The 23,625-nt window shown below is 40.5% G+C and carries 30 protein-coding genes and 1 pseudogene; 22 read left to right on the top strand and 9 right to left on the bottom strand.

Annotation, left to right across the window (positions count from 1 at the left end; translation table 11 throughout):
* Positions 1 to 105 precede the first annotated feature (105 nt).
* Together COR50_RS14135 and COR50_RS14140 are read right to left on the bottom strand one after the other, a co-directional pair.
* Positions 106 to 489: a transposase gene (locus tag COR50_RS14135; protein ID WP_262496305.1), complete on the bottom strand. Its 384-nt coding sequence runs from the start codon at positions 487 to 489 to the stop codon at positions 106 to 108.
* 183 nt (positions 490 to 672) lie between these two features.
* Positions 673 to 1,035: a helix-turn-helix domain-containing protein gene (locus tag COR50_RS14140; protein WP_157760856.1), complete on the bottom strand. Its 363-nt coding sequence runs from the start codon at positions 1,033 to 1,035 to the stop codon at positions 673 to 675.
* Positions 1,036 to 1,226: 191 nt separating this feature from the next.
* On the opposite strand from COR50_RS14140, the gene COR50_RS14145 reads away from it, so the two are divergent.
* The 8 genes from COR50_RS14145 (at position 1,227) to COR50_RS14175 (ending at position 6,801) form a co-directional block, all read left to right on the top strand.
* Complete coding sequence (locus COR50_RS14145) at positions 1,227 to 1,481, top strand: hypothetical protein (protein WP_098194589.1); 255 nt, start codon at positions 1,227 to 1,229, stop codon at positions 1,479 to 1,481.
* 75 nt (positions 1,482 to 1,556) lie between these two features.
* Entirely contained in the window at positions 1,557 to 2,477 is a 921-nt protein-coding gene (locus tag COR50_RS14150) for an RHS repeat domain-containing protein (RefSeq protein WP_098194590.1), read from the top strand.
* A gap of 80 nt (positions 2,478 to 2,557) precedes the next feature.
* Complete coding sequence (locus COR50_RS22330) at positions 2,558 to 2,713, top strand: hypothetical protein (RefSeq protein ID WP_157760858.1); 156 nt, start codon at positions 2,558 to 2,560, stop codon at positions 2,711 to 2,713.
* A complete protein-coding gene (locus COR50_RS14155) occupies positions 2,700 to 3,104 on the top strand; it encodes a hypothetical protein (RefSeq protein WP_098194591.1) in 405 nt (134 codons plus the stop codon). The genes COR50_RS22330 and COR50_RS14155 overlap by 14 nt, the downstream gene beginning before the upstream one ends.
* A 136-nt stretch (positions 3,105 to 3,240) precedes the next feature.
* Positions 3,241 to 4,191, top strand: coding sequence for a hypothetical protein (locus COR50_RS14160; RefSeq protein ID WP_157760860.1), 951 nt, complete (start codon positions 3,241 to 3,243; stop codon positions 4,189 to 4,191).
* Between the two features lie 65 nt (positions 4,192 to 4,256).
* Positions 4,257 to 4,880, top strand: coding sequence for a hypothetical protein (locus tag COR50_RS14165; RefSeq protein WP_098194593.1), 624 nt, complete (start codon positions 4,257 to 4,259; stop codon positions 4,878 to 4,880).
* A gap of 352 nt (positions 4,881 to 5,232) precedes the next feature.
* Positions 5,233 to 6,345 (top strand): RHS repeat domain-containing protein, encoded by a 1,113-nt coding sequence (locus COR50_RS14170; protein WP_098194594.1) that lies wholly within the window; start codon positions 5,233 to 5,235, stop codon positions 6,343 to 6,345.
* A gap of 84 nt (positions 6,346 to 6,429) precedes the next feature.
* On the top strand, positions 6,430 to 6,801 hold the full coding sequence (locus tag COR50_RS14175; RefSeq protein WP_098194595.1) for a hypothetical protein: 372 nt from the start codon (positions 6,430 to 6,432) through the stop codon (positions 6,799 to 6,801).
* 44 nt (positions 6,802 to 6,845) lie between these two features.
* Here the strand turns inward: COR50_RS14175 and COR50_RS14180 are convergent, their stop codons facing one another.
* Entirely contained in the window at positions 6,846 to 7,151 is a 306-nt protein-coding gene (locus COR50_RS14180; RefSeq protein ID WP_157760862.1) for a helix-turn-helix domain-containing protein, read from the bottom strand.
* Between the two features lie 223 nt (positions 7,152 to 7,374).
* Here COR50_RS14180 and COR50_RS22460 point away from each other — a divergent pair, with 223 nt between their 5' ends.
* The 14 genes and pseudogenes from COR50_RS22460 (at position 7,375) to COR50_RS14250 (ending at position 17,546) form a co-directional block, all read left to right on the top strand.
* On the top strand, positions 7,375 to 7,683 hold the full coding sequence (locus COR50_RS22460) for a hypothetical protein (protein ID WP_198405652.1): 309 nt from the start codon (positions 7,375 to 7,377) through the stop codon (positions 7,681 to 7,683).
* 128 nt (positions 7,684 to 7,811) lie between these two features.
* Positions 7,812 to 8,768, top strand: coding sequence for an RHS repeat domain-containing protein (locus tag COR50_RS14185; RefSeq protein ID WP_198405653.1), 957 nt, complete (start codon positions 7,812 to 7,814; stop codon positions 8,766 to 8,768).
* An 85-nt stretch (positions 8,769 to 8,853) separates the two neighbouring features.
* On the top strand, positions 8,854 to 9,225 hold the full coding sequence (locus COR50_RS14190; RefSeq protein ID WP_157760864.1) for a hypothetical protein: 372 nt from the start codon (positions 8,854 to 8,856) through the stop codon (positions 9,223 to 9,225).
* Positions 9,226 to 9,763: 538 nt separating this feature from the next.
* Entirely contained in the window at positions 9,764 to 10,486 is a 723-nt protein-coding gene (locus COR50_RS14200; RefSeq protein ID WP_157760866.1) for an RHS repeat domain-containing protein, read from the top strand.
* Positions 10,443 to 10,940, top strand: coding sequence for a hypothetical protein (locus COR50_RS14205; RefSeq protein WP_098194600.1), 498 nt, complete (start codon positions 10,443 to 10,445; stop codon positions 10,938 to 10,940). The genes COR50_RS14200 and COR50_RS14205 overlap by 44 nt, the downstream gene beginning before the upstream one ends.
* A gap of 543 nt (positions 10,941 to 11,483) precedes the next feature.
* Positions 11,484 to 13,739, top strand: a complete 2,256-nt coding sequence (locus COR50_RS14215; RefSeq protein WP_098194601.1) for an RHS repeat domain-containing protein — start codon at positions 11,484 to 11,486, stop codon at positions 13,737 to 13,739.
* Position 13,740: 1 nt separating this feature from the next.
* Positions 13,741 to 14,223, top strand: a complete 483-nt coding sequence (locus COR50_RS14220) for a hypothetical protein (protein ID WP_098194602.1) — start codon at positions 13,741 to 13,743, stop codon at positions 14,221 to 14,223.
* 50 nt (positions 14,224 to 14,273) lie between these two features.
* Positions 14,274 to 14,735, top strand: coding sequence for a hypothetical protein (locus COR50_RS14225; RefSeq protein ID WP_157760868.1), 462 nt, complete (start codon positions 14,274 to 14,276; stop codon positions 14,733 to 14,735).
* Positions 14,736 to 14,974: 239 nt separating this feature from the next.
* On the top strand, positions 14,975 to 15,181 hold the full coding sequence (locus tag COR50_RS22770) for a toxin C-terminal domain-containing protein (RefSeq protein WP_157761075.1): 207 nt from the start codon (positions 14,975 to 14,977) through the stop codon (positions 15,179 to 15,181).
* Between the two features lie 4 nt (positions 15,182 to 15,185).
* Positions 15,186 to 15,686 (top strand): hypothetical protein, encoded by a 501-nt coding sequence (locus COR50_RS14235; RefSeq protein WP_098194604.1) that lies wholly within the window; start codon positions 15,186 to 15,188, stop codon positions 15,684 to 15,686.
* Between the two features lie 181 nt (positions 15,687 to 15,867).
* Positions 15,868 to 16,500: pseudogene (locus COR50_RS14240) on the top strand (RHS repeat-associated core domain-containing protein); the annotation flags it as partial.
* Between the two features lie 2 nt (positions 16,501 to 16,502).
* Positions 16,503 to 16,682 carry a hypothetical protein gene (locus COR50_RS22340; RefSeq protein WP_157760870.1) on the top strand — a complete coding sequence of 60 codons (180 nt, stop codon included), beginning with the start codon at positions 16,503 to 16,505 and terminating at the stop codon, positions 16,680 to 16,682.
* Between the two features lie 31 nt (positions 16,683 to 16,713).
* Entirely contained in the window at positions 16,714 to 17,130 is a 417-nt protein-coding gene (locus tag COR50_RS14245) for a DUF4279 domain-containing protein (protein ID WP_157760849.1), read from the top strand.
* An 11-nt stretch (positions 17,131 to 17,141) separates the two neighbouring features.
* Complete coding sequence (locus COR50_RS14250) at positions 17,142 to 17,546, top strand: hypothetical protein (protein ID WP_098194578.1); 405 nt, start codon at positions 17,142 to 17,144, stop codon at positions 17,544 to 17,546.
* 515 nt (positions 17,547 to 18,061) lie between these two features.
* Here COR50_RS14250 and COR50_RS14255 read toward each other — a convergent pair.
* The 6 genes from COR50_RS14255 to COR50_RS14280 form a co-directional block, all read right to left on the bottom strand.
* Positions 18,062 to 19,072 (bottom strand): serine hydrolase domain-containing protein, encoded by a 1,011-nt coding sequence (locus tag COR50_RS14255; RefSeq protein WP_157760872.1) that lies wholly within the window; start codon positions 19,070 to 19,072, stop codon positions 18,062 to 18,064.
* A gap of 489 nt (positions 19,073 to 19,561) precedes the next feature.
* Positions 19,562 to 20,065, bottom strand: coding sequence for a transposase (locus tag COR50_RS14260; protein WP_098194607.1), 504 nt, complete (start codon positions 20,063 to 20,065; stop codon positions 19,562 to 19,564).
* Positions 20,066 to 20,075: 10 nt separating this feature from the next.
* A complete protein-coding gene (locus COR50_RS14265; RefSeq protein ID WP_098194608.1) occupies positions 20,076 to 20,531 on the bottom strand; it encodes a MarR family winged helix-turn-helix transcriptional regulator in 456 nt (151 codons plus the stop codon).
* Between the two features lie 185 nt (positions 20,532 to 20,716).
* Positions 20,717 to 21,964, bottom strand: a complete 1,248-nt coding sequence (locus COR50_RS14270; protein WP_232516173.1) for an RNA polymerase sigma factor — start codon at positions 21,962 to 21,964, stop codon at positions 20,717 to 20,719.
* Between the two features lie 2 nt (positions 21,965 to 21,966).
* Positions 21,967 to 22,308 (bottom strand): YciI family protein, encoded by a 342-nt coding sequence (locus COR50_RS14275; protein WP_098194609.1) that lies wholly within the window; start codon positions 22,306 to 22,308, stop codon positions 21,967 to 21,969.
* Between the two features lie 181 nt (positions 22,309 to 22,489).
* Complete coding sequence (locus tag COR50_RS14280) at positions 22,490 to 22,966, bottom strand: heme-binding domain-containing protein (protein ID WP_232516174.1); 477 nt, start codon at positions 22,964 to 22,966, stop codon at positions 22,490 to 22,492.
* Positions 22,967 to 23,625: the final 659 nt, after the last annotated feature.

Below are 23,625 nucleotides of genomic sequence, written 5' to 3' on the forward strand. Positions count from 1 at the left end.
CAAGAGAAGCTGTCTCATAAATATTGAGGCAGCTTCTTATGTTTATAATAATATTTCTATCAATTTGATGTTAGAATTGAAAAAATAAAGGCTTCGCCTGTCATTTTAAGCGGTCCTCTTACGCAGATTATGTGCTAATGCTAATAATCCCGCCTCAATACTCACTTTATCCAGACCACGCATCATAAATCGTTTAAATAGGTGATTATGCTTGATATTGGCAAAAACGGGTTCAGTGTCATGGCATCTTTGCTTACGTTTTTGGATGCCCCGCTTCGTTTTCAATCTCTTTTCCGCTTGTCTTTTCAGGCGATTTAGATTATGATTCACCTCTATTATTCGATTATCCTTTTGTCCATGGCAATCACTGCGCAATGGGCATCCATTGCAGTTCCCAGCCCTGTATTTTGTGATTGTTTGTTTAAAGCCCGCCTTGGTAACATGTTCATAACTACCTATATTTTTCATCGTTTTGCCACACGGGCATATATATCTGTCTTTTTCCTGGTTATAGGTAAGTTTGTCTGTCCGGTATGGGTTTTATCTTTGCTTTATTGGTTTTTATGGAGTTGCCCCATACAAAAGTGTACCTGTTTGCATTCGCTTCGATTTTAGTGCCGTCGGTGTAAAGCTCTTTCAAACTCAAAACACCTTCTTCGCATAATAGTAATACTACCTGTGTAAAGATGGGTTGCAGAGATTTTTGAAGACGTTTGCCCCGGAAACTTTGTTTTTGAAATCCCGGATCATGATTTCGATGTGTCCGAGTACGTACTCTTTAGCTTCCGGTGGGAGTGCATTAATATCCTCCAGTCTTTTAAATGTAGCCTGATCGAGCACCAGGTCTGATTTGCTCACCAGGTTGTCTATAGAAATATCCAGCATATCCGCAATTTTAATAATGACTTCGATAGAAGGCATCATGGCATCGCGTTCATAGCGCCCGATGATATCTCCGGAGGTGCTGATGTGTTTGCCAAGCCGGGAGATATTTTTCTGCTTGGGCAGTAGCATGATGTGTGATCCTATTGTCATTTTACTGTGATCCAATACAGATCGAGAAAGTTATTGAGAATTACCCGGAACCGTTTGACCATAGCGGTGTCTTTAAATAGGTCAGCCTGTTCGTTTCCACTTAGCAGGTAGCTACAAGAGGATCGTTTATGCCTACACAATGCAGGGTTAGCTGAAGATGTGAAAGGCATTACCTGAAGGCGTCTTCCGAGATGTGGAGTGATGGGTGCGGTGGGGCCCGCGATGCCTACGTCTACGACTGCGTGGGCAACCTTGTCAAGGATTTTTCCGGCGGTATCGACAAGATCGGCAAGATCACGAAATCGGGTGGCGGCATCCTCGATTACAGCTACGCCGCCGGTGGCCAGCGGGTATCGAAAGCCTTCACGCCGCCGGGCGAGGCCACGAAGACGACCTGGTACCTCCGGGAGCCATCAGGCAATGTGCTGGCAGTGTACGAGCAGTAGTGCGGCGGCAGCGGCCCGCGTTGGGCGGAAGAGCACCTCTACGGCAGCAGCCGCCTCGGCCTGTGGAACCCCGGCTTGGACTTAAGTACGACCTTCGATATCGACACGAGCTGGCTCTCCGAGGGCCGCCGCACCTACGAGCTGACGAACCACCTGGGCAACGTGCTGGCCACGATCAGCGATAAACGCATCCCGGTTTTTGAAAATGAAGGTATGACGGTTGCTTATTATGATGTAGATTTGTTGAGCGCGGTGGATTATTACCCTTTCGGTATGCAGATGCCGGGAAGGGAGTTTAACGGTGGAGGGTATCGTTATGGGTTTAATGGGAAGGAGAATGATAACGAGGTGAAGGGGGAAGGGAACCAGCAGGATTACGGGATGCGGGTGTATGATCCGAGGTTGGGGCGGTTTTTATCCGTGGATCCTTTATCGCCTGATTATCCAGAACTTACGCCTTATCAGTATGCTAATAACAGTCCTGTTACAAATATAGATGTAGATGGATTGGAGGACGCAAATTCAAATGTAGTTACTGCTACTAAACGGGGTAAGGCTGCGCTGAAGAAGGTGACCGATCATGTGCTTAAAGAACAAGCGAAAAAGGCTGCTGAGAAGATGGCTGCTGAATCTGCTAAGAGAATGGCAGAGGAGGCAGCAAAGAAAGTAGGATCGCCTAAGAGCTCTACTCTTATAGGGCTGGCATTAAGTATTGTGATGGAGCTTTTTACTTCTCCTAACGATCAGCATACAGCTGATGAATTGTATAAAGGAATAAATCCCAAAAATGATCCCGTTGTTGATCGAAAAGACTTACCAGGATGGGATTCTGAAATGGAGAGGCAAGGGCATTTTATGGGATTACCTTTAAAGGAGGATGTTACAAAAGATGAAGAGAAGAAAAATGTTTATATACATTATTCCGACAGGAAAAGTATTGTTGAGATTGCGGGAACTCGAGTATTAATTCCAAACAAAAAAATAAGGTTTATTTAACAAAAGCTTTATTAACAGAAAAGCAGGTTGAGGAACTTTTATTTTTAGGTATTCCCGACAAGAAAGGTAAAGGTAAGTATATGGTTGTTTTTGCTGTTGATCCTGATCAAGATACTAATATTCAGGCTGATCCATCTAATATTCTTGAATACATTTATGATCGTGGTACGCTGAAAATTAGGGAGAAGAATCTAATCTATATTGGCCCAAATCCTAAAAAAGATGAAGAGAAATAAAGAAGATATGTTTTCTATAAATGATCTCGCAGAGTTAAATGTTCTCAGGCAGTGTTTATATGTGTTTAAATTTGGAAAGGAAGAGGACGTTGTTGATCTGATTAATAGCCCGCTTTATGGAAGGGTTTTTGAACGAGTAAATAGGGCATTAGAGGAAGAGTTGATTAAATTGTCGCATAGTCCGAATGTGATAGGGGAACAATTATATATTGAGCATCGAGAACATGAACGACAAGTTGTTGAAAGTTATTTGGAGCGTTTGAATAACTGGTCTGATTTTGATTTTAATACCAAAAGAAAGGTTGTCATTAATCTTTTGATCCCTTATAAGTATAGCAAATCTACGATTGATGAAATGATTAAATACGCGGATTTTTTTCATTCCAAATAAAGAGTTGTAAATCGGTCTCTTCGCAAGAGAACAAATAAGAACGATTCGCCTTAATGATTACTTTCTTTTAAAAAACACTATTTCATAAACTGTGTAAATTCAAAAGTCGGGGAATGAGGATAATTTGTTGAGCGCGGTGGATTATTACCCTTTCGGTATGCAGATGCCGGGTAGGGTGTTTAACGGTGTTGGGTATCGGTATGGGTTTAATGGGCAGGAGAAGTCAAATGAAATAAAAGGAGAAGGAAATAGCTATACTGCTAAATTTTGGGAATATGACCCACGATTGGGAAGTCGCTGGAATGTTGACCTTAAACCTACAGTTGGCATTAGCGATTACGCAGCTTTTGCAAATAATCCGATCTTTAATGCAGATCCTTTAGGCGATACACTAAGACCATTAACCACTCATGTTTTAAGGGATATGGCCAGGAAAACTGGTTTTACTGGAACTGGTATTGTGTTTAATAGAAAAGTAGGTAAGGCATTTGAAATGATTGGGCTTTATGGCGGAGGATTTGGTTCTGAGAATACAACACGCTTCACATCAACCGAGAGAAGCTACGCAACTGCCGGTACAAGTACATCAGTTATTCCCGATGGCGTTCGGTCTGCAAAAAAAATACAGATCAGACTGATTCCTCCTGGATTAAAGACTAGTATTTATCCTAATAGTTCATTTGCTGAAGTAAAAGCAGTAAATGGGGTTATAAGTTTATCAAGTAATAATCATCAAATACGGGGTGAGCTTGATGCATTAAAAAATACAGCGGGCGGGAAGGCCGGCGTTGGCACAATGACATTTATTACAACAGCTAATACGGTTATTGGACCTGATGTGATTGAATATGCAATGGCCAACAAACTGAAAGTATATCAGGTATTTTCTTTTCAAGAAACAGACGATAACTCTATACACTTTTCTCCGCCTATTCCTTTAGCGCTTCCAGTCAATGGGAAAAATGTTCCAATTGATGTAACGCCAATTGTAAAGCTTGTTGATATAAAATTTGGATACATGCTAAATCCAAGGTGGGTAAGACCTGAGAATCCTAAAAATCCAGATGTAGAGGAGGTAGAACAATGAGTACATTAAAGCAAATATTAGCAATTGTGTTGCTTTGTTATAGCTGTGAATTAAAATCACAAACGATGAAGGAAGAAAAATTTCCAAGAATGCTATCTAAAAAAGAAGTACAGTCTTTTATTGAAAGCGGAGAGGCTGTATACGATACGGCTCTGTCTAAAGAAAAATTTATGGAAGTATATAAATTTTCTGATGGCAGAGTGATTTTCAAAAATCCGGATGGGAAAGGAGCTTATTGGAAATCTTTAGAACAAGTCAATGAAATTATGGTTAAAGTGGAGAAAGAAACAGAGGTATTTAACATGACGGGCTGGATTAAAAGTAAAGAGAACCTACCAACAATTAAAGAGAAAAGTTTGCAGCTACTTAAAGAGAAAGCAGGAAAGATCCTTGATTACAGCCAGCAATCTTTATCAGCAGTGAGTAAATTAAAAATAGAAAACATCGCGAAGGAAAGGGAATTGTTTTATGCAATCTTGTATTATAGCTGTGAGGCATGCGCCGCAGAGATAAATGGATCAGTGGATGTGGAGCCGATTAGCGGAACAAATTATTATCGACCTGTTGTAAAGGACAATAAAGGCAGGGTTTATATCCCGTATGCTGAATTTTTGGAATCCTTTGTTGAGAAAACAAAAATAACTATTGCTCAAAGCATAGATATCGAGTTGGACAAGTTCAAACTGTAAGTATAAAAAATGGAACATAGGAGCCGTTGAGTAATCAGCGGCTTTCTGTATTTACAGGGCAGTAATATTTTTTGCAGGTAATCTTTGAAGCGCTTTTTTGAGACGAATGTTTCCATGAGTTTAAGGAGAAAGGTTTCTACTTCCTTGTCCAGTTCGTTGATGAACTGGATCTGTTCCAGGGTGGCGGCATCCTCGATTACGGCTACGATGCCGGTGGCCAGCGGGTATCGAAAGCCTTCACGCCGCCGGGCGAGGCCACGAAGACGACCTGGTACCTCCGGGAGCCATCGGGCCGCGCTGGGCGGATCAGCACCTCTACAGCAGCAGCAGCCTCGGCCTGTGGAACCCCGGCTTGGACCTAAGTACGACTTTCGATATCGACACGAGCTGGCTCTCCGAAGGCCGCCGCACCTACGAGCTGACGAACCACCTGGGCAACGTGCTGGCCACGATCAGCGATAAACGCATCCCGGTTTATGAAAATGATGGTATGACGGTTGCGTATTATGATGTAGATTTGTTGAGCGCGGTGGATTATTACCCTTTCGGTATGCAGATGCCGGGTAGGCTGTTTAACGGTGGTGGGTATCGTTATGGGTTTAATGGGAAGGAGAATGATGATGAAGTTAAAGGCGATGGGAATCAGCAGGATTATGGACTAAGAGTCTATGATCCACGTATTGCTAAGTTCCTGAGTGTTGACCCGTTAATTAAGTCCTTCCCTTGGTACACGCCTTATCAGTTCGCGGGGAATAAGCCGATTTGGGCAGTAGACCTAGACGGTGCGGAAGAAAAGGTTTCTACGCAGTATACGTTAGATTACAAACCGGTACTAAAAGCTCCGACTGTAATAGATGGAATTGGGAATGCCCTTCATAATGTTATTGCCCTGTGCTGGAATAGCACTGGTGGCGGTTTTATGGAGGCAGAAAAAAGTGTGTGGAATTTTGGTGTTGGATTGTTTAAAGGGGAATACAACCATGTATCCGGAAAGGATTTGATTGATAACTTTATGGTAGCACAGGAAGATGCTACCAGGTATTTTACGAAGACACCACTAAAACAGCGGCTTTCTGATTTGGGTGAGGCTGCAACTAACATGTCGTCTTATGAGGCTGTGGTGCAAATTTGGTTAGGTACAAAGCTTGTAACTGCACCTAAAACGGCACAACTAAGTGCGGCTGTAGTAGATGTCGCTGAAACGCGTTTGTTTAACCTTCAGAGTTCATTTGAGGAATTAGTTAATCAGAAATTATTGCCAAAATATTTGAAAGACGATCCTAATTTAAAATCCGGATATACCGGATCTTTCAAAACAGGTAAGGTTGGAAATCCCAATAAGGCTTCCTTTGGACAAGCTGTTGACTTAAATAAATTTGATATTGATTTCTGGATTGAGAGTGATATTTTGTATGAAAAATATGGATCTAATCTTAGGGCGGATCCAGAATTTAGGAAGATATGAAGTGAAACTCCAGGATTTGAAGGAGTAAAGCCTAACAAAGAAGGATTCTCTATAAAATTTAAACCATCGAAGAAAGAGTATTGTATGAGTAAAATATTTGGAGCTCAAGCCAAAGTGTTTATGAAGTATGAGGATAACCTCGAAGGGCTATCAAAGGTGCTTAGTAAAGGGTTACTGTTATCTAATTTTACGGTTAAATTTAGAGAAGAGCCTCCATATGAGCTTACCGGTTCATGTGAGGCATTAGGTTTTGAGATTTGGTTAAATGAAGCTAGTATAATACCTGGCTACGGCTATGTAATCGAAATGCAGACAGAGTTGAGTAGTGATGAGTTATCTCTTGGGCAAATGCATGATCTTTCTCTATGGTTAGCGAGGTTTATCTCAAAAATGTGCGACATTAATACATGCGTATTGGATAGCAGTGCAAATTTACTTTTCTTTAATGTGGAATGATTATAACTAATAGTAAGTAAGAATGCTGTTAATATACTGCGTTCTTACCTACTGTAAGCCGTTTTATTTTTAAAATCCCTGATCGTCATATCAATATGTTCGAGGATATAAATTTTAGCATCCGGTGCCAGCGCATTAATATCCTCCAGTCTTTTAAGCGTAGCCTGATCTAGTACCAGGTTTGTTTTGCCCACCAGGTAGTCTATAGAGATATCCAGTATATCCGCAATTTTAATAATGACCTCGATAAAAGGCATCATGGCATCGCGTTCATAGCGCCCGATGATATCTACGGAGGTGCTGATGCGTTTGCCAAGCCGGGAGATATTTTTCTGCTTGCGCTGTAGCATGATGTGTGATTCTATTGTCATTTCAATGAGATCCAATACAGATCGAGAAAGATATTGAGAATTACCCGGAACCGTTTGACCATAGCGGTGTCTTTAAAAAGGTCAGCCTGTTCGTTTTCTCTTAACAGGTAGCTACAAGAGGATCGTTTATGCCTACACCTTGCAGGGTTAGCTGAAGATGTAAACGGGCATTACCTGAAGGCGTCTTCCGAGATGAGGAGTGATGGGCACGGTGGCCCGCGATGCCTATGCCTACGACCGCGTGGGCAACCTCGTCAAGGATTTTTCCGGCGGCATCGACAAGATCAGCTGGATGGTGTACGGCAAGATCGGGAAGATCACGAAATCGGGTGGCGGCATCCTCGATTACGGCTACGCCGCCGGTGGCCAGCGGGTATCGAAAGCCTTCACGCCGCCGGGCGAGGCCACGAAGACGACCTGGTACCTCCGGGAGCCATCGGGCCGCGCTGGGCGGAGCAGCACCTCTACGGCAGCAACCGCCTCGGCCTGTGGAACCCCGGCTTGGACCTAAGTACGACCTTCGATATCGACACGAGCTGGCTCTCCGAAGGCCGCCGCACCTACGAGCTGACGAACCACCTGGGCAACGTGCTGGCCACGATCAGCGATAAACGCATCCCGGTTTATGAAAATGATGGTATGACGGTTGCGTATTATGATGTAGATTTGTTGAGCGCGGTGGATTATTACCCTTTCGGTATGCAGATGCCGGGTAGGGTGTTTAACGGTGTTGGGTATCGGTATGGGTTTAATGGGCAGGAGAATGATAACGAGGTAAAGGGAGATGGGAATAGTTTAGACTTCGGTGCGAGAATTTATGATCCGAGATTGGGAAGGTTCTTATCTACAGATCCCTTTGAGAGAAAGTTTCTGGAAGAATCTCCATACGGATTTGCAGGAAATAACCCCGTGTCATACGTAGATTATAATGGGATGTTTAAAATATCACCCTTCTTTGCAAAACGTTATCCGACTTTAGCTAAAATCATAAAATATTATCTGCCGTTGCTTAAAGATAATCCCGCAGTAAGAGATGCCTGGATAAAATCTTCTGGATATAAGGATATTGAGGCAGGAGGGAAAGCTTTTGATGAAATGGTGACTTATGGTAATGGACCATGGATAAGCCCTACCCGACCAGAGTCAGAGGCAAAGACAGATAGAATTCCTATAATAAATAAGGTTTTTTCAGGTGATGGTGGAGGAGAATTTGATGGAAATTACTTTCCTGAGAATCTATTTATAGGATATGGCCTGATTGAGAATTTGGAAACTGCCGTTAAGAAAGGCGATGAAGATGCAATTGCAGAGACAATGTTTATAGTTACGACTACTATTATGCATGAATCAGCACATTATGGGGGGGTAATAATGGACGACAGCGAGATGATGATTATAGTAATGAAGCTGAGGCAGAATTTGAAGCCAATGCTTTTGGTACTAGATTTAGCTATAGACATCCAAGGGTTGCTGATGCTCAACTACAGCGTAGAGACATGGATATCCTTAAAGGGGTATTTGGAAAGCTTAAGGGAACACCAACTACTTTTGGGATGTCTACCGTTCCTAATTTTTATAACTACTATAATAGTGTGAAAAAGGCGCCGGTTCCTACAGGACAGACAGGAGATAGGACTGTAACTGGAAATAATGATAAAGAATCACCTTAATGGTAAATGATATGAAAGTAATTAGAACTAAAGTTATTTTGTTAGTTTCTTTTTTGTTTGTTATTGGATGTAAAGAATCTTCCTTTGACGGAGCTGCTGTGGCGGAGAAATATTGTAAGTGTATGGAGACTAATCATGCTCATATTGATTATTATAATGCCCGGGTTATATGTGACAGCAAATTTATACTAGAGAACAGGTATTTTAAAATTCATTATATTGAAGCACTTTATGGTAATGGGTATATGGCTACCTTAGACAAAAAGACAGTAGATAGTGTTAATGAATTTTATTATCAATTTTATATTTATGTTTCTGATCATTACTCATACATTTATCGTGCAGACTCTATTAGAGAAGATTATTTAAAGAAAATAAAATAATTGTTTAGTGGTAAAAAATGATAAAGCCCGGTTTAACGACCGGGTTTTATCATTTATGAGAGAACGCCTTTTTAGTTCTGGCATTTTGTAACAGGCTATCAATAGTATGAAATTTTATCTGATACTTTTTAGGGATTGTAATGAACTGTATAAGCCGCTGCACTTGTAGCGGCTTTCTGCATTTACAGGGGCAGTATTTTTGCAGATAAATTTTACTTGCTTTGATAAAGTGGTCAACGGTAGTGAGCAGGCATTCCTTTTCCTTTTCGGGGAGCGTTACAATATCCTGAAACCGTTTGAGCATAGCGGAATCTTTAAAAAGGTCAGCCTGTTCGTTTTCTCTCAATGGGTAGCTACAGGGGGGCGATTATGCCTACACCTTCCAGGGATGGCTGAAAGGTGTAAACGGGCATTACCTGAAGGCGTCCTCTGAGGTTGGAGACAATGGCCAAACCTGTAGCCCGATGGCCACGGTGGCCCACGTTGGTCGGATCAGCACCTCTACGGCAGCCGCCGCCTCGGCTTGTGGAACCCCGGCTTGGACCTAAGTACGACTTTCGATATCGACACGAGCTGGCTCTCCGAAGGCCGCCGCACCTACGAGCTGACGAACCACCTGGGCAACGTGCTGGCCACGATCAGCGATAAACGCATCCCGGTTTATGAAAATGATGGTACGACGGTTGCGTATTATGATGTAGATTTGTTGAGCGCGGTGGATTATTACCCTTTCGGTATGCAGATGCCGGGTAGGGTGTTTAACGGTGGTGGGTATCGGTATGGGTTTAATGGGAAAGAGAATGATAACGAGGTGAAGGGAGAAGGGAGCCAGCAGGATTACGGGATGCGGGTGTATGATCCGAGGTTGGGGCGGTTTTTATCCGTGGATCCGATAACTAAGCAATATCCTGAATTAACACCCTGTCAGTTCGCTACTAATATGCCTATTTGGGCTGTTGATTTAGACGGGTTGGAGGCGTTTAAAGTTACTCAGAGATCATTTGCTCCCTGGAGACGATTTGGAGATGCATTTGGTACATTTAAGAAAAGCTTTAAAGGTGATGATCGTGGTTTTTCCTTGTTTGAGTCAGGTTCTCGATGGGATGTGATGAAAGCTACGGCACGTTTGCACTCCATGGCAAAGTTTACTTTAGGAACAGATGGCGTTAGTGAAGAAGGTCACTTTGCTAGTATAACCACTGGCTATAAAAATTTTGTTGGAAGGCAAGAGAAACAGTGCATTTGCGAAACCAAGTGGTAAAGAAAGTTTTAAGAATAATAATTTAATACAACAGGTCGAAGGGTCAGATCCTTTAGTAAGCGTAGCGCCAGATATAGATTGGAAAATAGAGCTTAAGTTTACGGTAGTAACACCCACATTATTGGAAGTGGCTGGAAATGTAAAAGGTAAGGCTTTTCCTGCTTATGAAAGCTTTATACAAGATGAAGCAGGAATGAAAGTTTTTTTACATACTTATTCAGCGCCGGATAGGTTGCAGTTAGGTAAGGAGCTCTTAAACCCTTCATATGATTATAGGCGTTCGCTATCTTTCAGATTTGAACTAGATGCAAAAGGTAATTTTACTGGAAAGATGTGGCTTGGGGGCGAAAAAGGAGCGTGGAATGAGACAACGATAAGTGCTTGGAATAAATTGAATTTTGATAAAAAGCCTGCTCCCGATCTAGAGCGAGGAGAGGGGGAAGGGGAAAACTAAAATAAGCAATACATGTATTTTTTACCAATTTTAGTCTGGATACCTATTGTTATAATACTGGTTAATAAATTATCCTTTAGTAAAGGATACAGTAAAGTTTTGATATTTTTTTTAAGCTATCTTTTAACATTTTTGCTTACTTACGGAATATATGTGTTTACTGAACTAGGCACTTATGTAACGCATTTGAGTGCGGTTGGGAATGTATTTTGGTTGTTGTATTTGTTTTTAATTGCTCCAATAATTTGGACAGTGTTGCTTACTCGACTTAGTAATGAGGTTGGAAGCGTAAAAAGTTGAGGGTACATTACCTTTATGAAAAAGCTCGTAACTATTATGTTTAAACCTTTTTGGACTAAAACAAGTTGATTTTTTAATAAAATTTAATCTTTTACAAAACCCGGTACAAAGGCCGGGTTTGCTATTTTAGTATTTATTTGAGTTTGCTAAACAATTCTTAGGGTTTGAATAGTCCTCTTAAGCTACAGTTCCGCCAAGGATCATTTCCTGTACAATTACGAGTACGACGCGGAAAACCGCCTGGTGAAAGCGACCAGCGGCGTCCACGCTAACTTCGACGGTTACAAGATCAACAGCCCTAAAACGGATGCCGAGTACCGCTATTACTTGCACGGGCCGCTGGCACGCCTGGAGTTGGGGGATAACAAGGTGCAGGGTGTCGATTATGCCTACACCTTGCAGGGATGGCTGAAAGGTGTGAACGGCCATTACCTGGACGCATCTTCCGAGATGGGGGGCGACGGGCAGCCCGGTAGCCCGATGGCCACGGTGGCCCGCGATGCGTACGCCTACGCGCTGGATTATTACGCTGGGGATTACCTGCCGATCGGGGGTAATAACGCGGGGGCCTTCCCCTTGCATTTCCAGGTCAACGGCGCCGATACGATCGGCCGTGACCTGTTCAACGGGAACATCTCGCGGATGAACGTTGCGATCAAGGGAATCGGCAACGGCGCCACGGTGGGCAACCTGTACGGTTACGACCAGCTCAACCGCCTGGTATCGATGCGGCAACGGTCACTGTCGCCGGGAGCCACGACCTGGCACGCGCTCTCGCCCGGGCAATCCTACGCCGAGGATATCGCCTACGATGCGAACGGCAACATCCTTACTTACCGCCGCTTCCGCGGCAACGGCACGGAGATGGACCGCCTCTCTTACCGCTACAACCGCGGCATGGACGGCCGCCTCCTGGACAACCGCCTGAACTACGTCGAGGACGCGGTGAACGATGCCGCCTACGGCGGCGATATCGAGACGCAGGTGCCGGAGAACTATGCCTACGACCGCGTGGGCAACCTCGTCAAGGATTTTTCCGGCGGCATCGACAAGATCAGCTGGACGGTGTACGGCAAGATCGGGAAGATCACGAAATCGGGTGGCGGCATCCTCGATTACGGCTACGATGCCGGTGGCCAGCGGGTATCGAAAGCCTTCACGCCGCCGGGCGAGGCCACGAAGACGACCTGGTACCTCCGGGAGCCATCGGGCAATGTGCTGGCCGTGTACGAGCAGGAGAGCGGCAGCAGCGGGCCGCGCTGGGCGGAGCAGCACCTCTACGGCAGCAGCCGCCTCGGCCTGTGGAACCCCCGCTTGGACCTAAGTACGACCTTCGATATCGACACGAGCTGGCTCTCCGAAGGCCGCCGCACCTACGAGCTGACGAACCACCTGGGCAACGTGCTGGCCACGATCAGCGATAAGCGCATCCCGGTTTATGAAAATGATGGTATGACGGTTGCGTATTATGATGTAGATTTGTTGAGCGCGGTGGATTATTATCCTTTCGGTATGCAGATGCCGGGAAGGGTGTTTAACGGTGGTGGGTATCGTTATGGGTTTAATGGGAAAGAGAATGATAATGAGGTGAAGGGAGTGGGAAACCAATACGATTATGGGTTCAGGATATATGATCCCAGAATTGGAAAATTTTTATCTGTTGACCCATTAGCAAGTTCCTTTCCTCATATGTCACCATATGCTGCGTTCAATAATAATCCGTTACGATTTACCGACCCGACAGGAATGGCCCCAGAAGATTGGATTGAGAAAGACGGTAAAATGATGTATGATAACAGGGTAGCCAATCAGGCAGATGCAACAGCTCTATATGGAGAAGGAGCGACTTATAGACCAAACGGATATACGTACACTGCGTCAAATGGTGCAAATATTGAATTGGGTGATTATGGCTTTTTTAAGAGTAATGGACAAATATTCTCGTCACCTGATTTAGCTCAAAATTCATTAGCATATACAAACCCAACCCAAGCAATGGCAAATGCTCAAAGCCAAATTGCAGGTGTTAGAGGAAATTATACAGCTTCTGCAGGAGTTATAGGATTTATATCAACAGATGCAGCAATACCAGAACCAACGGATGCAGCCTGGCCGAAATGGGCAGCTTATGCGGTTGCAGGCGGTATAGCCGCTTATTATGTTGCTAAGATGGAGGGCGAAATAGAAGGCATAATGAGACGTGCAGGAGGGCCACAAGGTGTGCAATATTCTTTAAGGGCAACAGCAACAGGCCCTTATACTTGTTATACTTGTGGAAGTGGAACAATGAATTTAGGTGTAGGTGATGTATGGAAATATGGGGAAACAATTAATCCTGCAACAAGGTATTCCGAATCTTTTAAAAATGGTATGGGCGTTCAACAGTTTGATGAGTTTTTTGGCAATCAGGTTCAAATAAAAGTAATGGAGAAAACCAAGATTTACGGTTACTTCTTGCAAAATGGACATTTGCCACCAGGAAATAAAATATTTAGATAAGATGGAGTTTTCTTTAGCACTTACGATAGATTCTCACTCAATGGGAGAAAGTGAAGCCCAAAAGAAGTCGCTTCTCATAAATGATTTTTTTGGACAGATAAATAGCTATATCAAAGACCGTAAATACGGCAATGATATTTATCAATACTTAGTCAGTTTGTACATAGTCAATCCCCCAAAAGGGTATGAGCATTTACATAAAGATTTTAAACCAAAATATACTGAATATAAAGCTTTGATTAATAAATTTTCAGGAGATAAAATGGAAATAGAAAAGCAATTTCATTACAGTATAAAAGTTACAGGTGAGCGATTTAAAGAGTTTGTTTCAGCTTCTGAAACAGAAAGCAGAAAGATATTAGCCCAAGAAATTCTAAACTCTTTATCCAATTTAGATGCCTTGCCCAAGAAAGTAAAAGATTTTGAAAAGGAGCGGTTTAAATCGGATATGGCAGCGTTTTTTAAGTCGGAAAAATTAATTTAACAGAAAGTCAACCATTAACAAAAAAGATAATGAATAGACAAATAGGTCTCATGTTTGGAATACTTTTGCTGTTTGCTCATAGTAGCACTTGGGCTTGTAGTTGTGTAGGTGAAATGAGTGTAAAAAAGGCTCTCAAAAAAAACGACATAGTATTTATTGGTAAAGTGATATCTATGGAAAAAATCACTATAACACAAAATCTTTCAGGTACAGAAACAAATATTAATCATTACTTCTACAGGTTCACATTCACGATAGAAAAACGGTACAAAGGAAAAGTTAAAACGAGTGCTATAGAAATTACTACGGGAGTTGGTAGCGGTGATTGTGGATATAAATTTGAAATCGGGAAGAGTTATGTTGTATATGCAAACAAAAGAAAAAGATATTTTAATGAAGGGCCTAAAGTAAAAACCTTTTTATACACAGATGTTTGTGAAAGAACAACAGTAAAAGTGGCAGAAGAGAAGAATGAAATAGAGAAATACCGAAAGTTTTTGTTTGTGAAATAGTGTCTAAAATGTTAGTGAAGCCGTTGCAACTGTAGGCTTTCTGCATTTACAGGGTAGCAATACCAGATTTTTATTTAAAGGAAGTTGACGCTAGGATTAATAATGGTACTGCAATTCCTCAAGACTATCAATATCAGGATGAAATCAAAAAGAGGAAGAAAGGTAATTTAAGTGGTAAGGAGGAGAATGAAATAGTCCAATTTATACAAGGGATTGGTTCAAATGCTAAAAAAATAGTTATAAAACTACCTAAAGGGTTTAAAAAAACTAATCTGGTTTCTCATGAACAGAAAGTATATTCGGATGGCAAACGGTGGATTACTCCTGATAAAGATGGGCATAATGGAGGGGTTTGGAAAGTATATGATAATCCAAATGATGTTGGTAAAAATAAAAAACATAGAGATGAGACTTATGATTCTGATTTAAATAAAATTGGTAATTAAAATTATGCCTGAAAAATTATTTATTACTGAAAAAAGAATAACAAAATATAATCCAATCTATAGAGATACTTCCGGGAGATTTCTCAAGGATGAATGGACATCTTATACTGATGTTGGGGAAAATATAGGGGGTAATGTACTAAGTATAGAAGAATATTTGAAAGTTGAAGGAGCATATATAAATGCTGTTGATTTGTTTTTTAAGGAATTAGGAATTACCCAATTTCTGGTGTTAAAATTGGAAAAATATGGAATTGAAAATTTAGCAAGCGAAGATATTAAAAATTATGAAGAAGCTATTAATGAACAAGTTTACTCTTTAGACAAGTTGTCCATGATTGTGAGAATGAACCTAAGGGCGTATATATGGTGCGAATTAGTGTCATTAGATAAGAAGAGTAGAGTGGAATTTGGTTACGACTATTACATGTATTTTATATCTAATAAGAAGATTGAAAGTTCACTGTGGCCAAAGATCGAGAAATTGGGTTTGTTTGTTGATTAATTTGTGGAGATTTTTGAAGAAAATATAGTTCCCCCAAGGTTACATTTTCAGTCAGTATAATGTTTTGCTTTTAAAGCCAGCTTTGGTTTGTGTTATAGTGCGCGGTGGATTATTACCCTTTCGGTATACAGATGCCGGGGGGGTGTTTAACGGTGGAGGGTATCGGTAAGGGTTTAATGGGCAGGAGAATGATAACGAGGTGAAGGGAGAAGGAAACCAGCAGGATTACGGGATGCGGGTGTATGATCCGAGGTTAGGGCGGTTTTTGAGCGTGGATCCGTTGACGAGGGAATATCCGTGGAATAGTAGTTATTCTTTTGCTGAAAATGAACCTATTAGGAATATAGATCTGGAAGGGGCTGAAAAATTATCGGCAACGAATAAACCATATATCCTCAAATTAATCCCTACCTTGAATACAAAGGAAGCTAAGGAGCTTCTAGAAGAGGTTGAAAGGTTAGGGAGAAGTACTTTGAGAAGAGAGGCAACAAAGGCATTAATTAAAACAGTTGCGGTACGCGCAGTTACCCAATCTCCTTTTCTATTGTTTACCTGCCTGGTATTTGCCCCTGCCAATTATGATGATGCTGGTTCATCTTCAAAGAAGCATCCTATAATTGCATCTGATGATCCTTTAATATTAGTTACCGATGATCCATCAAAGTTGCCAAATTTTTATTATAAAGAAGTAGAAGCAAGGATTAAGGATGGAACAGCAGTAGTACAAGATTATTTGTATCAAGATGAAATATTAAGAAGAAAGAGAGATAATGATAACGGTGCAGTTGGAGATAATAAAAAATCACATTTTTAAAATTGACAGATAGGCAGATAATGTTGTTAGTTGATAAATATGGAGAAGGAGAGGAAAAGTTTATTGAAAAGTTGAAAACGATGTCCGGTAATAATGCCGGAAAAGTTGATTTATTTATTGAAGAACAAACTGGTGATATTTTTATAAAACCCATAAATAACCCTAATGCACCAGGGGGATAAACAGAATATAATATTAAAGACTTATAGTTTCATGAGTAAAATATCATTGGCAATTAAGATTACATCAAGCAGTCTTGCAATGGAAGAGGTGTCTGCTCTACTAAATATTCAGCCAACTTATAGCCATAGAAAGGGGGATTTATATACTTTAAATACCCAAAATGGTCATTTAAGAAAGATGTGGAATCATGATTTTTGGGAGTATAGAGAAGAATACATTGACCATGATATTTATCATACCAAGGATTTTATCAGCCGTATTATAAGAACAAGAGAGGATAGGTTTAAAGAACTTAAAAAGTATGCTAATATTGTTTTTTTTGTAACTGGATATTTTGTTAAATATGATAAAGCGAGATTTCAATTTTCTAGAGACGAATTTAATCTTTTGACTAATACAGGTGCTGAAATTGATGTGGATCTTTATTTTAGATCGGATAGTATTTAATTTAAGAAAACATGCAGAAAACTATTATTGCAATAAGGGTTGCTGAAGAAAATAAAATTTTTTTAGGGTCTAAAGATCGTTTCAGAATAAATGTTGATTTGCTGCAAAAGACAGCCTCAAAAGAGTTTTTAAAAGAAACTCTTTATAAAGAGCAAAATGTGTTTTATGAATATTCGGAAGAATATTTACCATGTGAAGGAAATGTTGAATTTCTTATAGAACATTTTATCAATAGGGTATTCTTAATTTTTTATTCGGAATCTGAGCCCCTGGTTTTATTCAACAACTTGAACATACATGTTGAGGTTGAATATATAGATGATAATAATCCCGGTTTTCATTTAAATAAGTTGATAGTAAATAAGTTGGCAAAATTGAAAGCTAATTTTGATTGCAGTATTTCTAGAATTGCCTAGAGTGAAAGTATGGGTTGACATTCCATTTAGAAACGTGCTCATATTAGAAAATGGGTGGAGATTTATAGAAAAGTCGAATTAAGTGCCTCAGTACTTAAAGCATTAAGCAAATTTCTAAAATTATAAAATATTAATAGTTAGCCAGCTCAGCTTCTCCGAAGAGGAAATCTACGCTGACATTAAAGACTTTTGCCAGCTTGAGCAGCACCTCTACGGTTTTACCAGGTTAGATAAGCCAAAGGAAGCTTTGTATTTTAGACCGCAGCTCGATGGGGGACTATTTCAATAAGTGTGTAAACTTAAAAATCGGGGGGAGTGCCTAATGATCGACTGGACGGACAATTGGATATTTTAATACTAGAAACAAGCTGGTCACAAAAAAAGCACCCGTGTGGGTGCTTGGGAGGCCGAAGGTTCAAACTGAACTCCTTAGCCGTCACAAAGATAACGATTTAATGTTGTCGGACATTTTTTACGTCCGGTTGTTGCAACGATTTTGTACGATGTCTTTTAAACTAATTTTGTCGTAGATACGGTAAAATATATTTTATCAGCACCTCGAAAGGTAATTTGGATTTTGATGAGTTGTAACTATTGCCGGTGAATACCGCTACCAGGTTTAATTCTTGAAGGATCATTATGTATTGTCCACCGTTCCCTGAGGCAAAAATCAGATCGTAATTGTATTTATCAGTTTTTATCTTCTCATTATACCATCCATAACCATAATATGTTGGTTGGGGGATGGCTAAATTTGTTTTCGAGATTTTGACATTAGAAAAGCCTTCAATCTCGGTTATAGGTTTTGTAGATTGGGTAATCCAGGTGCTAGAAACTATAGCTTGATTTTTGTATGTACCCTTATTTAATACTAGCTCTCCGATCTTAAGAAAATCTTTTGGTAATACGTAAAATGACCCTGCTGTCATTTCTTGTCCGGATGGGTCTTTTGTCCAACGATAGTTTTGAATGTCTAAAGGTTGAAACAAGAATTTATTTGCGAATTCAGTAACCGTCATTTTTGACGATTTTGATAAAACTCCACCCAAAATCATCGCATTAGAAGAAGCGTATGACCATTTTTGCCCCGGACGTTCCGCTAAGGGCAAATCCAATGAGAATTGAATCCAATCCTTAGCGTTTTCCATTTCGCTTTCACAATCCTTACTTCCATTCCATTCTTCACAGTCATAGCCAGATTTCATTTCCAATAAATGTTGAAGGGTCATGCTATTTTTCCTTTCATCCCAATTCCCCGAAGGTTTATAATTATTGAAAAAAGGGTATACTTTTTCCCGGACACTTTTTATATAACCTTTGTCAATAGCTATCCCAATAAGCAAGCTCGTTATTGACTTAAATGCAGAACGGCTATCATGTAAACTGTCTTTATGGTAATTGTTAAAATATTTTTCGTAAAAAATACTTCCGTTTTGAGATAAGATAATGCCATCAATGTTGTTATATTTTCCTCTGGCTAAATCTGCCGTAAGGCTGTCTAACATATTATTTTTAACCTGTGCCACAGCATTTGATATACATAATATGAATACAAAAAATAAATAGATCCTTTTTTTGAATGTCATCATTTTATTTTTCAAAAGGTTAATTAAGCATAGAGTTATTACGAATGTCGCAGCACTTTCAGGTTGGATAAAGTTTTACGTGTTTAATTATTGACAAAAGCTAAAGTCGGAATACTAAAATACAAAAAAAGCCAATGCTAATAACATTGACTTTACTTGGTAAATTTATAGTTACAAAAAGAGAGATCGTTCCCTTCCTTTAAAGCTGTACAAATAATTTTATTGACTGCGGATATATACGGAGATTTGGTGAATATTAGCATGACTTCTATAACGAAGACAATGTTTTAAATAACGTTGTACTATTGTAATGATGAATGCTCAAGATGGAAGATTTTCTAAATCTTCGGGTCACATACCAAGGATTTGCGTGGGAATTCAACATAATTGACCATGGAAAAAATCTTGATTGGCTACGTTTTGAATTTATCATCCTCTCAACCCTACCAACTTCAACCATACCGGGATTAAACCCAATGAAACAGCAATAAAAATGGCGACCCTAATGTAGTTCAGCGTTTGCCATAACTTGGTGCTGCTTACCAGGTCTTTCGCTAAGGAAGGATTTTCTGCCATTCCCTGGAACGCGATAATATTGGGTGCAAAATAGGAAAGGGTCCAAACGCGCACTGCAAAGTGGATCGCGAATAAGATCAACAGCCAATTTCTAACCATGGCAATTTTCCAACAGAAAATAATTGCCAGGATAAAGGTAATTTCATGTAATGAATGCATGATGATCCAAAAGAACTTTAAACTGGCGCCTTGCCCGTCTACCAAGAGGTTGAAATTATGGGGAGGGGAAGCTACCCACTTAGGCACGAAAACAAATGTTTCGAAGATTTGCGCACCATTCATTAAGAAATAGAGTAGTATGGAGAGGCCGAGCCATATTTCTGCTTTCGTTAAGTAATTCGTTGTAACCTGTTGCATTTTTATAAATTTAGCTGTTATTTAATTTTTCGGTCGTGGCTTTCATTATGTTGGTTGCTTCAACAAAATAACGTTGTATCGCCTGTATTTCGGTTTCGGAGAAAGTCTTTAGGAGCTTGGCCGTCTTTTCTTGCAGTTCTGTAAAAAACGGTTGCAAAAGCTTCATACTATTCTCTACATTGGGTACTATGATTACTTTCCTCCGGTCATTTTCAACGAATTGTCTTTCTACGAGTTTTTTTTCCAATAGCCGGTCAATTAATCCCGTTACTGCCCCTTTCGTTAACCCCGTGAGTTTTGAAAGTTCCCCGGCAGTCAGCTTTTCATGTTGTAAGATCAGTCCCAGGTACTTGTGATCTGCACCTGTTAATCCTGCTTTCCGGGCAATAGCTTCATGCATAAAAATCGATGCATCCGAATAACCACGGCTCGCAGACCGGAATTCCTCTTTAGTTTTTTTGTTCATTCACTAAATAGTTTAGTTACAAAACTAAAATAAATATTCGTGAGAAACAAGTTTGAGTGAAATATGACGAGAAAAAAGATTGTTATTTCGTACTAAAGTCGAAATTGGGAATCGATACATAAGGAAACGAATGTATTTGATGTATGTGAATCAGTTTAATTTACTTGTAGTAACCAGGACCCGCTTTATATCTTTTCCTCCCTTAACCTCCCCAGCTCCTTTAAAATCATCTCCCTTTCCACCGGAGATTTCGTTAGCTGGATAGCATTTTCATAATGTTCAATCGCTTTGAAGGTGTCAATTTCTGTATAGAGGTAGCCTAGTAACTCGTGGTAATAATGGATATCCGTTAATTGTAATTGCTCCGCTTCCGGGATCGTTCTTGCTGCTCCGTACACTTTAGCATAGGCGAATAGCCGGTTCAGTGCAGTGATTGGTGAATATTCAACGAGGATCAGTTGATTATATAATTGCAGGATGTGTGGCCACTTATTTTGATCAGCCGGGGTGGTATGCCAATAGGCGATGCCCGCTTCTAAATGATATTTTGAGATTTGCTCGCCTGTGCATGCATTAACCAGGTAGTAATGGCCCTGTGCAATGAGTGATGAATCCCACTGGCGTCGATCTTGGTTATCAAATAATATGACTTCGCCATGTTCGCCGGTTCTTGCCGATAACCTGGAACTTTGATAATACATCAAGGCAATTAGCGCCTGTACCTTGGTATTCAAAGTTAGCGGGTTTCCACTCAAAAATACCGCCAAGCGGATTGCCTCGGAGCATAGCTCCCCGCGGATAACCTGGTTGCCGGATTTCGAATAATAACCTTCGTTAAACAATAAATATAATGTCTTAAGCACGACTTCTAAACGTTCTTCAATGTCTGCTCCGCCTAGATTATGTATTTGGAAATTATTGTTGCGAAGATTAGCCCTGGCGCGGTACAAGCGTTTCTTAATCGTTTCGTTATTGCTTAGGAAAGCATTGGCGATTTCTTCAACGCTAAAACCGCAGAGTATTTGTAGGGCCAGGCAGATTTGACTTTCCGGCGTGTTGGCGGGATTGCATACTGCGAAGATCATGGCCAATTGACTATCTGCAATAATTTGGTGGTTAAATTCAAAACCAGTTTCGTACGAATAAGTGCCGGGAGTTAACCCGTTCTTAACCTTCGATTCAAAAATACTTTCATGCTTGAAATAATCTTTGGCTTTATTTTTAGCTACCGTGTATAACCATGCTACCGGGTTGCTGGGAATGCCGTCTATGGCCCATTGCTCAGAAGCCTTTAAGAAGGTATCACTGGCAATATCTTCGGCTATCTCTATATGTTTTAAACCAAAATGACGGCACAATACTGCCGTCATTTTAGCATATTCCTGCCGGAATAAATGCGGTAACAATTCTTTATATGCCGGGTTTTGGGCCAATGTTAATCGCGTTTAAGTATTTCCCGGATCTCGATATTTCCGCCGACCTTGTAAATGGGATTTCCCTTGGCGAGTTCAACGGCTTCTTCTATGTTTTCTGCCCTGATAACAATATAACCGCTGATGAACTCCTTGATTTCAGTATACGGTCCATCGGTTACCATTTTATCCTTCCCGACAACTTTGGCGCTACCCGCGGCGGGAATCAGGGTATTGCCTTTATCTACCAGCTTGTTTTGGGCGGCAATGTTGGCTAGCCAATTCATCCGCTCCTGCATTTGTTCGGGGGAAGGCCTGAAATCATCGATGTCTTTTAGCCTGAAGATCAATGCAAATTCTTTCATTTTAAAAAGTTTTGTTCATCTTTATGACGATCGAAAGGGCTACATGGGGACAAATTAGTGGCTTTTGCTTAACTTTTGTAAAAATATCAAATTGCACCTCGCCGGGCAAACGGTTTATAATTGTTTGCCTTGTTTTTTATCCCGTTTTTAATAACTGTTCCGGGGGAGATCTATCTCCCGTTTAAGGTTGCTGAAGTTGCAGCGAACCTTGAGCCGATTTAGCCCAATTGATGATGGCTTCTCTTTGAGCGGGACTTAACTTGGCTTCGCCGTGCATCCACAGGTAAGAAGGAAGGGGCATTTCCCCTTTTTCAACCGTTTCGGCTATCTCATCCAACTTATGATGCATCTTTTTGGCTGAATAGGTACCGAAGTGGGTAAAATTCAATTCGGATTTCCCTTCATTTATATGGTGGTTAACCCACCAATTGACCGGGGTTACCTGGTCGAACCAGGGATATTCGCTATGATCGGAATGACAGTCGTAACAGGATGCTTTCAGGATAACCATTATACTATCCGGAACCTGGACCACGGAAGTAATATCTTCCGTTCCCATTGCTTGTCCTTCGTTTTTGCCGGGCCTGATAACTTGTATAACGATAAAGACCAGTAATAATATGATCAATATTTTCTTAGTGCTGCTCATTTTTTTCATAGACAAATAATATTGACTTTTGTAGTTTGATGAAATATTGTGCTATGTATAAGTTAACCTGTGTTGCTTACGCTCTTATTGGAAAGAATGGCTTATGTAAAGATATTCAAATAGGTAAGACTATATCACCCTTTTGATGGCATGTGCATATAAATATTTTTATAATGGGTTTTTGGCATCTTGGAAATGTTCAATAAATTGGCTAATATTCTCTTGCTTTAAAGGGATGATAAAATCAAAGTTCCTTGTCGCTCTTGGCAATATGTACAATCTCATGGCAACTCTACCAGGGAGTATATATGGGATTTGAGATTCGTCAGGTATATTTATTAATAGACAAGTACTTCAATTCCTTCAGTTAATCAAAAATGCAAATGAATCATCGAAGCTATAATCATATGGCTTCCCCACGACTTCATGTTAATTATTATTTATATATTTTGTTATTATTGCCCGACTAAATTTTCAATAATTATCATCTCCCTTCGAAAGTTCTATTCAATGTCCAACTGCTCATTTAGCCTAACATTTATCCTTTAGCTCCCTTTTTTATAAAAACTTAATATTATTGTCCGACTAAATTTTAACCGGGAAGCAATTTGATCGCTCGATCCGGTCTTTCTACTACTGTATGGCCCAGCTACCCTTCGCTATCAACA

This window comes from Chitinophaga caeni, from assembly GCF_002557795.1.
Classification (GTDB): domain Bacteria; phylum Bacteroidota; class Bacteroidia; order Chitinophagales; family Chitinophagaceae; genus Chitinophaga; species Chitinophaga caeni.